Source organism: Streptomyces sp. AV19, assembly GCF_015999245.1.
Classification (GTDB): domain Bacteria; phylum Actinomycetota; class Actinomycetes; order Streptomycetales; family Streptomycetaceae; genus Streptomyces.
This window is the reverse complement of record NZ_JAEAMR010000003.1, coordinates 325,275-339,171: the sequence shown is the minus strand read 5'-3', so window position 1 is coordinate 339,171 and position 13,897 is coordinate 325,275. Positions and strand designations below refer to the sequence as shown.

The window sequence follows — 13,897 nt, the reverse complement described above, 5'->3', positions numbered from 1 at the left end:
CACACCCGCATGAGCACCGACACCCCCCTCGGCATCGCCGTCATCGGCACCGGACGCATGGGCGCCGACCACATCCGCCGCATCGACACCGTCACCAACGGCGCCCGCGTGGCCGCCGTCGCCGACATCGACGCCGACCGTGCCGCGCACGCCGCCCACGGCATCGGCGGCTGCACCCCCTACACCGACCCGGCCGCCGCCATGGCCGACCCCGCCGTCGACGCCGTACTGATCGCCTCCCCCGGACCCGCCCACGAGGCAGCCCTCACGGCCGCCTTCGAGCGCGGCCTGCCCGTCCTGTGCGAGAAGCCCCTGACCCCCGACGCCGCCTCCGCCCTGCGCGTCATGGAGGCCGAGGCCCGGCTCGGCCACCGCCTCGTCCAGGTCGGCTTCATGCGCCGCTACGACAGCGGCTACCTCCAGCTCAAGCAACTCCTCGACTCCGGCGCCCACGGCCGCACCCTGATGCTCCACCACAAGCACCGCAACGCCGCCACCCCGCCCGGCTTCACCGACGCGATGCTCATCAACGACTCCGTCGTCCACGAGATCGACGTCACCCGCTGGCTCCTCGGCGAGGAGATCACCGCCGTGCACGTGCTGCGCCCCACCCCCGCGGGCGGCGCCCCCGAGGGCCTGAGCGACCCCCAGCTCGTCCTCTTCGAGACCGCGGCCGGACAGATCTGCGACACCGAGCTCTTCCAGAACTGCGGCTTCGGCTACCAGGTCGCCTGCGAGGCCGTCGGCGAACACGGCACCGCCCGCACTGGCGACGACCACGGCCTGGTCGTCAACGCCGGCGGCCGCTGGGGCGGCGCCATCACCCCCGGCTACGTCGAGCGCTTCGCCGACGCCTACGACCGGCAGGTGCAGCGCTGGGTGGACGCCACCCGCCGCGGCGAGGTCGAGGGACCCAGCTGCTGGGACGGCTACGCGGCGGCCGCCGCCTGCGAGGCGGGCGTCCGCGCCCAGGCCACCGGCGCCCGCGCGACCGTCGAACTGGCCGGCCGGCCGGGCCTGTACGGCTGACCCGGGCCCGTACACCCCGCGTCCTCCCCCCGAAAGGCCGATCCGAAAGGCGCCACCCCCCGATGAACGTCGCCCTCGAACCGCCGTCCGCAGACCGTCCCCCCACCGCCCCGACTCCCGCTCCCCGCAACGCCGGACGCTTCATCGTCGCCATCGCCGCCGTCGCGGCCATCGGCGGCGCCCTCTTCGGCTACGACACCGGAGTCGTCTCCGGCGCCCTGCCCTTCATGGAGGAGCACTTCGGCCTCACCTCCCTCGGCGAGGGCGTCATCACCAGCGCCCTCCTGATCGGCGCCGCCTTCGGCTCCCTCGCCGGCGGCCGCGCCGCCGACACCCTCGGCCGCAAGAAAGCCCTCCTGTGGGCCGGCGCCGTCTTCATCGGCGGCGCCGTCGCCGTGGCCGTCGCGCCCACCGTCCCCCTCATGGTCGCCGCGCGCTTCGTCCTCGGCCTGGCCGTCGGCAGCGCCTCCGTCATCACCCCGCTGTACCTCTCGGAGATCGCCCCGCCGCACATCCGCGGCCGGCTCGTCTCCTTCAACTCCCTGATGATCGTCAGCGGCCAGCTGCTCGCCTACGTCGTCAACGCGATCCTCGCCCGGTGGGAAGCCTGGCGCTGGATGCTGGGCCTCGCCGCCCTGCCCGCCGTCGCGCTGTTCATCGGCATGTTCTTCCTGCCCGACACCCCGCGCTGGTACATCAGCAGGGGCCGCGCCGACGAGGCCGGGCGCGTCCTGCGCCGCACCCTGCCCGCCGACGAGGTCGAGGCCGAGCTCGGACGCATCGAACACGCCCGCGCCCTGGAGGCCGGCGCCCGGCAGGGCGCCTGGCAGGAACTGCGCACCCCCTGGATCCGCCGCATCCTCCTCATAGGCGTCGGCCTCGCCGTCGTCCAGCAGATCACCGGCGTCAACGCCGTCATCTACTTCGCGCCCAAGATCCTGGAATCCACCGGCCTGGGCACCAACGCCGCCATCACCGCCACCATCGCCGTCGGCGCGATCTCCGTCATCGCCACCGCGATCGGCATGACGCTCATCGACCGGCTCGGCAGACGCCCCATGCTCATGGGCGGCCTCACCGGCATGGCCGTCTCCCTGGTCGCCCTCGGCGCCGCCTTCCGCCTGCCGCACTCCACCGCCGTCAGCGTCCTCGTCCTCGGACTGATGGTCCTCTACATGGCGTTCATGCAGGCCACCCTCAACACCGGCGTCTGGCTGCTGCTCGCCGAGATGTTCCCGCTGAAGGTCCGCGGACTGGCCATGGGCACCGCCGTGTTCGTCATGTGGATGGTCAACTTCGCCGTCGCCCTGCTCTTCCCCGTCCTGCTCGACGCCGCCGGGGCCAGCGTGACCTTCTGGCTCTTCGCCGTGGCGTGCGTCCTGTCCTTCGGCTTCTGCAAGCGCTGGGCCCCCGAGACCAAGGGCATGGCGCTCGAGGACCTGGAGCACGAACTGCGCAAGGCCGCGACCGCCGACTGAGCCCCCAACCGAAAGAGAGCTCCCATGAAGATCGGCCTCATCGGCACCGGCCGCATCGGCGCCTTCCACGCCGAAACCCTCAGCACCGTCCCCGGCGTCGACACCGTCGTCGTCGCCGACCTCGACGCCGAACGCGCCGCTCAACTCGCCGGAAAACTCGGCCTCGACGCCGCCGCCGGCATCGACGAGATGTACGCGGCCGGCCTCGACGGCGTCGTCGTCACCGCCGCCACCAGCGCCCACGCCGAGCTCATCCACCAGGCCCTCGACCACGGCGTCCCCGTCTTCTGCGAGAAACCCGTCGCCCTCGACGTCCCCGGCACCCTCGGCGTCGTCGAACGCGCCGGCCGCGGCCCCGTCCCCGTGCAGATCGGCTTCCAGCGCCGCTTCGACGCCGGCTACACCACCGCCCGCGACGCCCTCCGCTCCGGCGAACTCGGCTGGATCCACACCCTGCGCGCCTGCACCGGCGACGTCACACCCCCGCCCCCGGCCTTCATCCCCACCTCCGGCGGCCTCTTCCGCGACTGCTCCATCCACGACTTCGACATCATGCGCTGGCTCACCGGCCGCGAGGTCGTCTCCGTCTACGCCCAGGGCGCCAACCGCGGCGCGCCCTTCTTCACCGAGGGCGGCGACGTCGACACCTGCGCCGCCCTCCTGCGCTTCGACGACGACACGCTCGCCACCGTCACCGCCACCCGCTACAACGGCGCCGGCCACGACGTCCGCCTGGAGATCTGCGGCTCCGAGGGCGCCCGCTTCGTCGGCCTCGACGACCGCGCCCCGATGCCGACCGCCGAACGGGCACTGTCCTGGCGCCGGACCACCCCGTACGCCACCTTCATGGAGCGCTTCCACGACGCCTACATCGCCGAACTCACGGCCTTCACCGAGCTCGCCGCCGGCCACCGGGAGAACCCCTGCCCCCCGGCCGAGGCCCTGGAAGCCCTGTACGTCGCCGAGGCGTGCGACCTCTCCCGCCGCACCGGACGGCCGGTGGCGGTCGCCGACGTACGGGCCTGAGTCGGCCGGCTATCAGCGGTACCGGCGCCCCCCGCCGGACCGCACCGGAAAGCCGGGCAGCCGGACGACCAGCACGACCAGCACGACCAGCGCGGCCCACCACAGCACCTCCAGCGCGAAGCCCGCCCCGAACAGGACGACCGCGAGGATCAGGACCAGCGGCAACGGCAACATGGTGACCACTTCCCGCGGTATCGACCGCCGCGGCGGCCCGCTGCCGTCCGCGACTGCTGACGCATGCCCCGGGGAGCGCGGGGTACTCGCCGGGCATGCCCAGGTCCCCCGAGCACGGCGCCCCCGGGCGGGGCGAGGGGGCGGACACGGGCCGCCACGAGTCCCCGGAGGAGCGCGCCGACCGCCGGTGGAACGAGCTGATCCAGGAAGTGCGCGTCGCCCAGATGGGCGTGCAGATCCTCTTCGGCTTCCTGCTGACCGTGGTCTTCGCGCCGCGCTTCACCACCATCACCGAGACCGACCGGATGATCTACGTCGTCACGGTGGTGCTCGGCGCGGCGACCACCGGCGCGCTCATCGGCCCGGTGACCTTCCACCGGATCGTGACCGGGCGGCGGATCAAGCCGGAGACGGTCGTGTGGGTCTCCCGGCTGACCCTCGTCGGCATCGTGCTGCTCCTGGCGACGGTCACCTCGGCCCTGCTGCTCATCCTGCGCGTCGCGCTGCGCGGGACGGCGGTCCCCTGGGTGGTGGCCGGGCTGTTCCTCTGGTTCCTGCTGTGCTGGTTCGCCCTGCCGCTGTGGGTGCTGCGCCGCTACCGCAGGGGACGGTAGGGCGGCCCGAAAGGTCCAGGACTGCCGGTCGCCCCTCGACCGCGTGAGCGGCGCAGCCGGGCCCGTTCGGGTGAACCGCGCCGGAGGCCCGCCCACCGCACCGGCCGCGACGCTGAGATGGCCCAGTCGCCCGGACAGGGGCGTGTCGGCGTTGTTCTTGAGGAAAGGGAGCCGGAGCGAGTGGGTGCGCACATGCCACGGGGAGGGCCCGACGCGCCGTGGTGGGACCGGTTGTACGAGACGGACCGGCCGGAGTACATCGACCTTCCGTCACGGGCGGTCGAGGCCGGCAAGGTGCTGCGCGGCCTCGACCGCTTCCAGCTCATGACCCGCGCCTACCGCGTCTGCAGCCGCCTGACCCTGGCCGAGGCCGCCGGAGTGGAACGCCCCCGGATCCTCGAACTCGGCGCCGGACGCGGCAGATTGACGCAGCGTCTGCTCGCCGACTGCCCCACCGCCCGGGTGACGGTCAGCGACGTGAGCGCCGAATCCGTCAAGGCCCTGGACGCCGGGCCGCTCGGCTCGGACCCCCGGGTCGATCTGCGCGTGGTGGACGCGACGGACATCGACGCGCCCGACGACAGCTGGGACGTCGCCGTCTTCTGCATGGCCCTGCACCACCTGACGCCCGACCTCGTGCGGAAGCTGATGGCCGAGGGCACCCGGGTCGCCCGCAGACTGCTGATCATCGACGGCTGGCGGAACCCCGGATTCCTCGCGATCACCCCGCTGTTCGTCCTCACCGGCGGCCTGACCCAGGCCCACGACGGCGTCATCAGCCTCCGCAAGTGCTACAGCGCGCGGGCGGTGGAGGCCATGGCGGCCCAGTGCCCCGTACCGGTGTCGGTGCGCTGCCGGTTCAGCCTCCCCGGCTACCTCGTCGCCTCGCTCGCCGCCGCTCCCGCAACGCGGCCGGACGCCGATCGGGCACCCGACAGGGCCTGAACAGCCCGCTGTTCACCACCGACGACCCCACGGCTGGGACAAGTGACGCATACGCAGCGGACCATCCGCACGCAGGTCGCGATCGTCGGCGCCGGGCCCGCCGGGCTGGTGCTGGCCTGCGTTCTCCTGCGGGCCGGCATATCCGTCGAGATCGTGGAACGGCAGAGCCGCGAGGCCGTCGAACGACGGGCCCGGGCCGGGCTGGTGGAGCACCGCGTCGTCGAGTACCTGCGCGCGCACCGCCTGGCGGACGGGCTCGTCGCCCACGGCGTCCAGCACGGCTGGTGCGACTTCCTGAGCCTGGGCGAGCGCCTGCGCGTCGACTACGCCGCGCACACCGGCGGGGCCGCGCACTGGGTCTACCCGCAGCAGTTCCTCGTCCGCGACCTCATCACCGCCCTCGAAGAGGCGGGCGGACGGCCGCACTTCGCCCGGCCCGCCACCGCCGTGCACGCCCCCGCCGGCGGACAGCCCCGCCTCCGGTGCCCCGGGTTCGTCGTCGAGGCCGACTACCTGGTCGGCTGCGACGGACACCACGGCATCACCCGCGACGCCCTGCCGGCCGCCGTGCGCGACGACGTCTCGCACCGCTACCCGTACGACTGGCTCACCGTCCTGACCGAGGTCGACCGCCCCGTCGAGGGGGTCGTCTACGCCGTCCACGAACGCGGCTTCGCCGGAATGATGCCGCGCACCGGCCGGCTGGCCCGCTGCTACCTGCAGGTCCCCGCCGAGGACACCCTCGCCCGCTGGCCGCGCGAACGCGTCCGCGAGGAGCTCGACACCCGGCTCCACACCGCGCACGGCGGCCTGCCGCGCATCGGCCGCCTCACCGACACCGGCATCCTGCGCATGCGCAGCACCATCAGCCAACGCCTGCGCCACGGACGGGTGTTCCTCGCCGGCGACGCCGCCCACCTGCTGGCCCCCGCCGGGGCCAAGGGCATGAACGCGGCCGTCGCCGACGCCGCCGACCTCGCCGAGGCCCTCGTCCGCCACTACCGCGACCGGGACGACACCGCGCTCGACGCCTACAGCGCGCGCCGCCTGGAAGAAGTCTGGCGCGTCCAGGCGTTCGCCGACCGGCTCCTCACCCTCCTCAACACGAGCACGGCGGACGGCCACGACGCCCGGTTCGCCCTGCGCCTGAAGCTGGAACACATCCGCCGCCTCGCGGAGACCGGCCCCTTCGGCACCGACTTCGCCCGCCAGTACGCCGGCGCCGGGGCCCTGCTGCCCCCCGCGCCCACCCCCGCAACCGGCCCGGAGACCCCATGACCCTCGCCCTCCAGCAGGCCAAGGCGCTGTACGGCCTGTCCCGCGGCACCCAGGCGACGCTGAGCATCGCCCAGCCCGTCATCGCGATGCTCCTCGCGGACGACCACCCCGCGCCGGCCCGCCTCGCCCTGGCCACCGCGGCGGCCTTCGCCGGGTTCTTCGCGGTCTTCGCCGTCAACGACCTCCTCGACGCCCCCCTCGACCGGCTGCGCCGCCACCGGGCCGACCCCGCGCAGGGCTTCGACCTCGAACGCGCCGGCCTGCACCCGCTCGCCGACGGCAAGCTCCCCTACGCGGCCGGCGTCGCCTGGGTGGCCGTCCTGGGCGTCGCCGCCGTCGCGGCGCTCGCCGCGCTCGGGACGGCCTGCGTGGCGCTGTTCCTCGCGGGCGCCGCGCTGGAGGTCGTCTACTGCCTGCTCGCCCGGGTCACCCCGTACAAGTTCCTGGTCAGCGGAGCACTGGTCACCCTCGGCGCCTGCATCGGCTGGTTCGCCTTCTCCCATGCCCTGGACCCCGTCCGCCTCGGCCTGTTCGCGCTGTGGATGGCGTCCTGGGAGATGGGCGGACGCAACATCCCCAACGACCTCGCCGACACCGACGAGGACGCCGAGCTCGGCATCACGACCATGCCCACGGTCCACGGCCCCCGGCGCAGCGCCCGCGTCGCCTTCGCCTGCCTCCTCGTCGCGTCCGCCGCGGGCACCGCGCTCGCCCTGGCCGCCTGGCCGTCCTTCGGGCCGCTCGGCGTCCTGGGCGCCGCGCTCAGCGCCGTGTTCCTGCTCGTCGTCCCCGGCGTCGCCCTGCTGCGCCGCCCCTCGGCAGCCACCGCCCTGGGCGTCTTCAACCGCGCCAGCTTCCAGCCGCCGTGCGTGCTCGCGGCCTGCGCCCTGGCGCTGCTCCTGCGCTGACGGTCCCGGCTCACGCACCGGGAAGGCGGTAGGCGCGCGCCACGGCCGCGGTGTCGACGGGCCGGTCCGCCAGGAAAGGGCGGAAGTCTCCCGGGCAGTTGAGCTCCCAGCGCTCCAGCGCCGCGGGGCGCGGTTCCTGGTCGCGCACGAAGTACAGCACCGTGCTGCCGCCGCGTCCCTCGTGCGGGCTGTAGCCGCCCCCTTCCCACAGCAACCCGCCGTCGCCGCACCACGCGTCGAACAGCTCCTCCACCAACGGCCGGGTGGGGCGCCGCACTTGGAGCGCGGTGTGGTTCTCGAACCCCCGCAGCCGTTCCCGCTCCACGATCCGCCGGTCGAGGGCGGGCGCGGTGCGGGGGAAGAGGAAGACCTCCACCGCGGGGGCGGCGTCGGTCCGCCCCTCGGCCGTCAGATGGAGCCGGGTGATCCACACCTCGCAGTCGGCGGCGGCGACGCCGTAGCGGTCGCCGAGCCGGCGCCGGACGACGACGCTCGGAACGGGGGGTGAGGGTGCCAGGCCCTGGTTGGTCAAGTGGCGTACGGCGGCGTCGAGTCCGGAGGGGAAGAGCAGGAGGCCGCAGTGGGCGAAGTCGCAGTTCCCGGCGGTGAGCCGACCGGAAGGCGGGGGCGGGCCGGAAGGCAGGGGCGGGCCGCTGCCGAGGGCCGTCCGGGCGCGCGCCACGGCGGACGCGAGCCGCCGGGCGTCCTCCGCGTCGAAGGCTCCGGCGTTCGGGGGTCCGGGGGTGTTCCCCGGCGGGGAGTCAGGCAGGGGCGACGACATGGGAGGGTCCTCTCGGGGCGTGCCTTGTCCGACGGTGTGGTGGTGCGCGGAGCCCCCGGATATGGCGGCAGGCCCGGCGACGCGGTCACGAGCGCTCGCCGGCCAGGGGGAGCGCGTCCTCCCCGGCGTCGGCGGCGGGGCGGGGGAGCGGAGCTTCGGCGCGGCGCAGGGCCCACCACGTCACCGCCGCGGTCAGCAGGACGGCCCCGGCGGTGACGGCGGCGGTGACGGCCAGGGCGTGCGTGAACGCGTCACGGACCAGCGCCCTTGCCGGGCCCGGCAGTTCGGAGACGCGTGTCAGCGCGTCGAGCGCGGCCGCCGGGTCGCCCCCGTCCGGCCCCGGGACAGGACCGGAGGTACTGCCGAGGCGGTGGTCGAAGGCGGTCATCAGCAGCGAACCGAGGGCGGCGATGCCGAGCGCGGAGCCCACTTCCCGGGAGGCGTCGTGCAACGCCGAGCCCACCCCCGCCCGGTTCTCGCCGAACGCGCCCATCACCATCTCGTTGACCACGGTGGCCAGCAGCCCGGCCCCGGCGCCGCACAGCAACTGGACGACGGCGATCGGCCCGTACCCGGATTCCGGGCCGACGGTCGTCAGTACGGCGAGCCCGGCGGCGACGACCAGCAGTCCCGCGCACAGCGCCGCCCGGGCACGGCCGCGGGACAGCAGCCGCAGGGCCGCCGCGGCCCCGGGCAGCATGCCCACGGTCATCGGCAGGGTCCGCAGCCCGGCCTCCCAGGGCGAACAGCCCAGCAGGCCCTGCAGGTGCAGGCTGATCAGGAAGAGCATCCCGAACACGGCCAGGCACATCACCAGGCCGGCCGCCAGCGCGCAGCGGACCCGTACGTCGCCCCGGACCCGTGCGTCCAGCAGCGGCCGCGGACTGCGGCGCTGCTGGACCGCGAAGGCCCCCAGCGCCGCCGCGGCCACGGCGTACGCGCCGAGCGAGGCCGGGCTCGACCAGCCGTGGACCGGGCTCTCGATCACGGCCCACACCAGGGCCAGCAGCCCGCCGGCCGACAGCAGGCAGCCCGCCACGTCCACGCGGGGCGCGTTTGCCGCCCGCGACTCGGGCACCAGGAGCAGGGCGGCGACGGCGGTCACGGCGGCGACGGGCAGGTTGACCCAGAACCCGGCCCGCCACGAGAAGCCCTCCACGAGCGCGCCGCCGGCCACCGGCCCCGCCAGCCCGCCCGCGCCCAGGACCATCGTCCACGCCATGAACGCCCGCCGCCGCGGCTCCGGTTCGGGAAAGAGCGCGGTCAGCACGGACAGCGTCGAGGGCATCACGACCGCCGCGCCCGCGCCCATCAGACACCGGGCGGCGACGACGACCCCGGGGGACGACGCCGAGGCGCCGAGCGCGGACGCGGCGCCGCACAGCAGGATCCCCGCCACGAACGACCGGCGGCGCCCGAACCGGTCGGCCGCCGCGCCGCACGACAGGACGGCGCTCGCGAGGACCAGCGGGAACCCGTCGATGATCCACTGGACCTGGGCCATGGTCGGCCGCAGATCGCGCTGCAGATCCGGGACGGCGACGTTGAGGACGGTGGCGTCCATGCTCAGCAGGAACAGGCCGGTCAGGACCACGGTGGCCGCGGCCCGGCGCGCGACGGCCGCACGCGGGCGGGACGGGGGCGGGACGGAGGTGGAGGAGGTCACGGGCGTCTCTCGGCCTTCGCTGCGACGGCTGGGGGCGGGGAGGAACCGGGATCCGGAGGGCGGGGCCGGCCGCGCGGGAGCGGGGCCGGCCGCACCGGACTGCGAGCTCTCACCACCGGATTCCGCCCGCCCCCGACCTCGCCACCGCACGTGCTCCGCCTTGCGGCCGTTCGGACCAACGACGTTCCGGGAGGGCCGTCACGGGCGGTGCCGGAGGCCGTCGCCGGTTCACCCGTACGGGGTGCGGCCCGGCGGCCGGGTCGCACCCCGATCGCCGGGGCGGCCCCGGCGGGTCCGGGACGTCGGGCGCGCAGGCGTACGCGCGGCCGGCGGCGGACCTGCGGGTCGCGGCGGTGCCGCCGCCCCGGCGGGTTCAGATGAGCGTGGCCCAGATGATGACCGTCACGACGAAGACGATCACGAGCGTGCCGATGGCGATGATCGGCCCCGCCGCCCAGCCGCGCGTGGGGTTGTAGGTCTCCCGAGGGCCCGCGCCCGCGGTGCTGTCCTCGCCGGGCGGGGTCTCGCCCGGCGGAACTCCGCCACCGGGCGCCGGACCCGGGGTGCGCTCGGGGCCGGGGTCGGGGCTGGTGGGGGTGGAGGAGGACATGGCGGCGCCTTTCGCGTGGTCCCCCCTGGTGACTTCAGGGTGCCTCGCGACGGGCGCCGGGGCCACGGGAAGGGGGGGCCGGGCCCGGCCCGTTCGGCGGTACGGGGCGTGCGGGAGCCGGGGCGGGGGAGGAGCGTGGGCCCGGGGGATTCGTACCGTCCTCGAGAAGGAGTGCGCCGCATGAGCGCCAAGAACAGGGCCAAGGCGAAGGCCCAGCAGGTCAAGGGCCAGGTGAAGGAGACCACCGGCAAGGCCGTCGGCGACCGCAGGATGCAGGCCGAGGGCCGCGCCGACAAGGTCAAGGGCGAGATCCACGAGGCCGTGGAGAAGGTGAAGGGGACCAGGAAGAAGTGAAGAAGTAACGGCAGGTCGTCACAGCGGCGGGTATCCCGGGCCGAGGCCCGGGCGCCGGACGGGCGCCGGCCGGACCGAAGACCGGTCCGGCCGGCGCTGCGCTACGCGCCCAGCAGGCGCGTCGCCACCGCCGCCCCCGGGCTGCTCTTGACCAGCGCCTCCACGAGCGCGTCCCCGGCGGCGGCCAACTCCCCGTCGCCCAGCGGGCCGAGCGCGTCCAGGATGAACACCGCCCGGGTCGTCGACAGCGTCAGCCGCGTCCGGGTGCACTGACGCCAGTTCCAGCGCCGGCAGGTGACGCCCGCGTCGTCCCGCCACACCACCTCGCCCGGCGGGCAGTGCTCGACCACCGCCTCACCGCCCGCCGTCGTCTCGAACGGCTCCTCGCCGGTGGCCCGGACGAGGCGCGCCGCACCGGCGTAGTGGTCCAGGTCCTCGCCGCCGAGCGGCAGGACGTGGCCGACGGAGACCGCGTTGTAGATGTCGGTGAGCCGGTCCACCCGCGGCAGTCCCGCGTCCGCCCGGCGCAGCAGGGCTTCCGCGCTCGGCCGGGTGCGCTGCGGCTTGGCGCCGAAGGCGCGGAACGCCTCGCGCCAGGCGGCCAGGTGCGGGTGCTCCTCCGGCGCGATGTCCGCGAACCGGCGGCGCGCGCCCTCCTCGGCCGCGGCCAGCAATTCCTCGCTCGCCCCGTCGCTCGGCCCGGGGCGCAGCCCCTCGGCCGCGACGAGCAGCGCCCGGTAGTCGGGCCGCAGCTCCCGGACGGCGGGGTCGATGGCGGCGGCGTCGAGCCAGCTCTTGATGTCGGCGGTGTCGGCGGCCATGGGTCTCCCTCGGATCAGTGTGCTGCACTCCAGAGTGCCACAGGTTGTACCGAGAGGGGAATGGCTCCCCGCGTTGTCCCCGGCGGCCCGAGCCCTGCCGCTCGTAGCAGTCGTAGTTGCGCTGCGCGACGATCCCGCCGTCCCGGAAGACGAGGAAGGCGGCGATCCGGGACCGCGGCCGGTGCCCTGCGGGCAGGTCGCCGGGCGGGACGGCCAAGGTGCCGTGCCGGCGGAGTTCCAGGGCGGCCCGGTCGCCCGCCGCGACCGCGTCGAGCACCTCGAAGTCCTGCCCGGCGAGCACCTGCCGGCCCCGCTCCGCCGCCGCGAGGACGGCGGGCGGGTCGCGTACGGCACCGCCGGGGAGCAGCGCGTCGGGGAACTCGCGCCGCACCGCGTCCGGATGGAAGAAACGGGCGAGTCCGGCACCCGTGGCCCCGCGGGCGACCGCCCGGTGGCAGCCGACGGCGAGGTCGATGTCCGGGTGGCGCCGGAGCCCCGGCATGGGGCCCAGGCCAACGGCGGACGGTCGCCCTATGCCTGGCCCGTCTCGAACCGGCTGATCTTTCCGCCCTCGACGACGAAACGCCAGGCGGTGCGCATCTCCCCCCAGGTGTCGTTGCGGAACCGGGCGATCAGCGAACGCCCGCCGTCCGACTCGGACTCGACGTCCATGTGGCCGCCGACGGTGAAGATCTCCTTGTCGATCCACTGGACGAGGTCCCTGTCGGAGCCGTCGTCCGACATCGTGGCGCCGTCGGTGAGCAGGCCCAGGAAGGCGGACCGGTCACCGGAGTTGACGGCGGCGACCAGGGAGCGGACGGCGGGGTCGGACAGTCGGTCGGGCTGGATCATGGGTGCCTCCGAGCAAGGGGGAAGGGAGGGATCCGTTGCACCCTAACGAGCCCGTCGCGCACCGGGCCGACCCTGGCGTCCGTGTCGTGACGCGGCCCCTGCCCGGCCGGCCGGTACGTGCACACCCGCACGCCCGTGCCGCTGCCGGGCCAGGGCGATGTCCTCGTCGCCCGGGCCGAAGTCCCGCCGCAGCCGCTCGTCGCTCTCGCGGTGCCCGCGGTCGCGGTCGATCCGGCCGGCGAGCGTCCGGGCCACGAACGCGGACACGGACTCGATGACGTTCGCGTCCTTCATCCCGCGCAACTGCTCGGCGAGCTCGCGGGGGACGGTGATGCCGATCCGCTCGCAGTCGGGGGTCTTCTCGTCGGCCGTAGCCGAATATTACGGGAGGGGCGTCCGGGTAATACCGGGTTCTGCCGCCATTGCTCAGGGGCTGTGCGGCAGGCCCCCGACGATCCGGGATCCGGGGACTGTCCGAGGGGCCGCGTAGGGTCGTCGGCATGTCTTCCACGAACACCGATTCCACGAACACCGAGGAGTTCGTCGCACGGGTCCTGGCCTGGGCGCGGTCCCGGCCCGACATCCGGGCCGTGCTGCGCACGGGCTCGCGGGCCCGGCGCGACGGCACGGCGGACGCCGTCTCCGACCACGACATCGAGCTGTACACGACCGGCCCGGACCGGTACGCGGAGTCCGGCGAGTGGGTCGCGGCCCTCGGCCCGGTGCTCGTCTCGGTCGGGCTGGAGGGCCCCTGGGACAACCCGGCGCGGCTGGTGTTCTTCGAGGACGGGGTGAAGGCCGACTTCCAAGTGGTCCCGGTGGAGCGGCTGTCGGAGATGGCCGCGGACGGCCTGGACGACCTGCACGAACGCGGCTACGAGGTGCTCCTCGACCACGACGGGACCGCCGCCCGCCTCCCCGCGGCCACCGGCACGCCCCCGGCCGCCCCGCCCGACGCCGGGGAATTCCTCGAACTCTGCGAGGAGTTCTGGTTCGAGGCGGCCCACCTGCCGCGGTACCTGGCCCGCGGCGAGCTCTGGGTGGCCAAGTCCCGCGACTGGACGACGAAGGAACTGCTGCAGACCATGGTCGAGTGGCACGCCCTGACGCGCCACGGCGCCGGCCACGACGTCTGGTACGGCGGCACGCGCATGCGCCAGTGGGCGGCACCGGGCATATGGGAGCGCCTGCCCGCCACGTTCGGCGGCTTCACCGCGGAGGACATCCTCCGCGGCGCGCGCGCCACCGCGGACCTCTTCGCCGAACTGGCCGGAGAGGTGGCCGCCGCCCACGGCTTCCCGTACCCGGAGGGCGCCGGGCGGGCCGTCCGGGCGGCGCTCGACGAACTCCCGCGGCTCTGA

The 13,897-nt window shown here is 74.8% G+C and carries 16 protein-coding genes and 1 pseudogene; 9 read left to right on the top strand and 8 right to left on the bottom strand.

All coding sequences use genetic code 11. The annotated features are described in order from the left end of the window. Positions 1-9: 9 nt before the first annotated feature. The 3 genes from I5Q34_RS01580 (at position 10) to I5Q34_RS01570 (ending at position 3,533) form a co-directional block, all read left to right on the top strand. The gene (locus I5Q34_RS01580) at positions 10-1,029 is read left to right on the top strand and encodes a Gfo/Idh/MocA family protein (RefSeq protein ID WP_199890239.1); all 1,020 of its coding nucleotides are present in this window, start codon (positions 10-12) and stop codon (positions 1,027-1,029) included. Positions 1,030-1,091: 62 nt separating this feature from the next. Next, positions 1,092-2,507 carry a sugar porter family MFS transporter gene (locus I5Q34_RS01575; protein WP_199890238.1) on the top strand — a complete coding sequence of 472 codons (1,416 nt, stop codon included), beginning with the start codon at positions 1,092-1,094 and terminating at the stop codon, positions 2,505-2,507. A 24-nt stretch (positions 2,508-2,531) separates the two neighbouring features. Next, a complete protein-coding gene (locus tag I5Q34_RS01570) occupies positions 2,532-3,533 on the top strand; it encodes a Gfo/Idh/MocA family oxidoreductase (RefSeq protein ID WP_199890237.1) in 1,002 nt (333 codons plus the stop codon). 12 nt (positions 3,534-3,545) lie between these two features. On the opposite strand, the gene I5Q34_RS01565 is transcribed toward I5Q34_RS01570, so the two are convergent. Continuing rightward, positions 3,546-3,707: a hydrophobic protein gene (locus tag I5Q34_RS01565; RefSeq protein ID WP_199890803.1), complete on the bottom strand. Its 162-nt coding sequence runs from the start codon at positions 3,705-3,707 to the stop codon at positions 3,546-3,548. 95 nt (positions 3,708-3,802) lie between these two features. On the opposite strand from I5Q34_RS01565, the gene I5Q34_RS01560 reads away from it, so the two are divergent. From I5Q34_RS01560 to I5Q34_RS01545, 4 genes are all read left to right on the top strand, one after another. After that, positions 3,803-4,321, top strand: a complete 519-nt coding sequence (locus tag I5Q34_RS01560) for a DUF6328 family protein (RefSeq protein ID WP_199890236.1) — start codon at positions 3,803-3,805, stop codon at positions 4,319-4,321. A gap of 192 nt (positions 4,322-4,513) precedes the next feature. After that, positions 4,514-5,266, top strand: coding sequence for a class I SAM-dependent methyltransferase (locus I5Q34_RS01555; protein ID WP_199890235.1), 753 nt, complete (start codon positions 4,514-4,516; stop codon positions 5,264-5,266). A 42-nt stretch (positions 5,267-5,308) separates the two neighbouring features. Then, complete coding sequence (locus I5Q34_RS01550) at positions 5,309-6,544, top strand: 4-hydroxybenzoate 3-monooxygenase (protein ID WP_199890234.1); 1,236 nt, start codon at positions 5,309-5,311, stop codon at positions 6,542-6,544. Further along, positions 6,541-7,452: a UbiA family prenyltransferase gene (locus I5Q34_RS01545; RefSeq protein WP_234428231.1), complete on the top strand. Its 912-nt coding sequence runs from the start codon at positions 6,541-6,543 to the stop codon at positions 7,450-7,452. The genes I5Q34_RS01550 and I5Q34_RS01545 overlap by 4 nt, the downstream gene beginning before the upstream one ends. A gap of 10 nt (positions 7,453-7,462) precedes the next feature. Here the strand turns inward: I5Q34_RS01545 and I5Q34_RS34275 are convergent, their stop codons facing one another. From I5Q34_RS34275 to I5Q34_RS01535, 3 genes are all read right to left on the bottom strand, one after another. Next, positions 7,463-8,233 (bottom strand): hypothetical protein, encoded by a 771-nt coding sequence (locus I5Q34_RS34275; protein WP_234428230.1) that lies wholly within the window; start codon positions 8,231-8,233, stop codon positions 7,463-7,465. Positions 8,234-8,318: 85 nt separating this feature from the next. Next, the gene (locus tag I5Q34_RS34270) at positions 8,319-9,899 is read right to left on the bottom strand and encodes an MFS transporter (protein ID WP_277965458.1); all 1,581 of its coding nucleotides are present in this window, start codon (positions 9,897-9,899) and stop codon (positions 8,319-8,321) included. Positions 9,900-10,272: 373 nt separating this feature from the next. After that, a complete protein-coding gene (locus tag I5Q34_RS01535) occupies positions 10,273-10,509 on the bottom strand; it encodes a DUF6480 family protein (RefSeq protein WP_199890233.1) in 237 nt (78 codons plus the stop codon). Between the two features lie 180 nt (positions 10,510-10,689). Between I5Q34_RS01535 and I5Q34_RS01530 the strand changes: the two genes are divergently transcribed. Continuing rightward, positions 10,690-10,863 (top strand): CsbD family protein, encoded by a 174-nt coding sequence (locus I5Q34_RS01530; RefSeq protein ID WP_199890232.1) that lies wholly within the window; start codon positions 10,690-10,692, stop codon positions 10,861-10,863. A gap of 101 nt (positions 10,864-10,964) precedes the next feature. On the opposite strand, the gene I5Q34_RS01525 is transcribed toward I5Q34_RS01530, so the two are convergent. The 4 genes and pseudogenes from I5Q34_RS01525 to I5Q34_RS01510 form a co-directional block, all read right to left on the bottom strand. Then, positions 10,965-11,684, bottom strand: a complete 720-nt coding sequence (locus tag I5Q34_RS01525; RefSeq protein ID WP_199890231.1) for a B3/4 domain-containing protein — start codon at positions 11,682-11,684, stop codon at positions 10,965-10,967. A gap of 136 nt (positions 11,685-11,820) precedes the next feature. Next, a pseudogene (locus tag I5Q34_RS01520) lies at positions 11,821-12,186 on the bottom strand (nuclear transport factor 2 family protein); the annotation flags it as partial. A 29-nt stretch (positions 12,187-12,215) separates the two neighbouring features. Continuing rightward, a complete protein-coding gene (locus I5Q34_RS01515) occupies positions 12,216-12,536 on the bottom strand; it encodes a nuclear transport factor 2 family protein (protein ID WP_199890230.1) in 321 nt (106 codons plus the stop codon). 42 nt (positions 12,537-12,578) lie between these two features. Beyond that, positions 12,579-12,830, bottom strand: a complete 252-nt coding sequence (locus I5Q34_RS01510; RefSeq protein WP_199890229.1) for a hypothetical protein — start codon at positions 12,828-12,830, stop codon at positions 12,579-12,581. Between the two features lie 206 nt (positions 12,831-13,036). Here I5Q34_RS01510 and I5Q34_RS01505 point away from each other — a divergent pair, with 206 nt between their 5' ends. Continuing rightward, a complete protein-coding gene (locus I5Q34_RS01505; RefSeq protein WP_199890228.1) occupies positions 13,037-13,897 on the top strand; it encodes an aminoglycoside 6-adenylyltransferase in 861 nt (286 codons plus the stop codon).

Bases quoted from the DNA above. Each gene is read 5' to 3' on its own strand.
- I5Q34_RS01515 (WP_199890230.1), bottom strand. From the start codon at position 12,536: ATGATCCAGCCCGACCGACTGTCCGACCCCGCCGTCCGCTCCCTGGTC.
- I5Q34_RS01570 (WP_199890237.1), top strand. From the start codon at position 2,532: ATGAAGATCGGCCTCATCGGCACCGGCCGCATCGGCGCCTTCCACGCC.
- I5Q34_RS01535 (WP_199890233.1), bottom strand. From the start codon at position 10,509: ATGTCCTCCTCCACCCCCACCAGCCCCGACCCCGGCCCCGAGCGCACC.
- I5Q34_RS01580 (WP_199890239.1), top strand. From the start codon at position 10: ATGAGCACCGACACCCCCCTCGGCATCGCCGTCATCGGCACCGGACGC.
- I5Q34_RS01510 (WP_199890229.1), bottom strand. From the start codon at position 12,830: ATGAAGGACGCGAACGTCATCGAGTCCGTGTCCGCGTTCGTGGCCCGG.
- I5Q34_RS34275 (WP_234428230.1), bottom strand. From the start codon at position 8,233: ATGTCGTCGCCCCTGCCTGACTCCCCGCCGGGGAACACCCCCGGACCC.
- I5Q34_RS01525 (WP_199890231.1), bottom strand. From the start codon at position 11,684: ATGGCCGCCGACACCGCCGACATCAAGAGCTGGCTCGACGCCGCCGCC.
- I5Q34_RS01565 (WP_199890803.1), bottom strand. From the start codon at position 3,707: ATGTTGCCGTTGCCGCTGGTCCTGATCCTCGCGGTCGTCCTGTTCGGG.
- I5Q34_RS01505 (WP_199890228.1), top strand. From the start codon at position 13,037: ATGTCTTCCACGAACACCGATTCCACGAACACCGAGGAGTTCGTCGCA.
- I5Q34_RS01560 (WP_199890236.1), top strand. From the start codon at position 3,803: ATGCCCAGGTCCCCCGAGCACGGCGCCCCCGGGCGGGGCGAGGGGGCG.
- I5Q34_RS01575 (WP_199890238.1), top strand. From the start codon at position 1,092: ATGAACGTCGCCCTCGAACCGCCGTCCGCAGACCGTCCCCCCACCGCC.
- I5Q34_RS01530 (WP_199890232.1), top strand. From the start codon at position 10,690: ATGAGCGCCAAGAACAGGGCCAAGGCGAAGGCCCAGCAGGTCAAGGGC.
- I5Q34_RS01555 (WP_199890235.1), top strand. From the start codon at position 4,514: ATGCCACGGGGAGGGCCCGACGCGCCGTGGTGGGACCGGTTGTACGAG.
- I5Q34_RS01545 (WP_234428231.1), top strand. From the start codon at position 6,541: ATGACCCTCGCCCTCCAGCAGGCCAAGGCGCTGTACGGCCTGTCCCGC.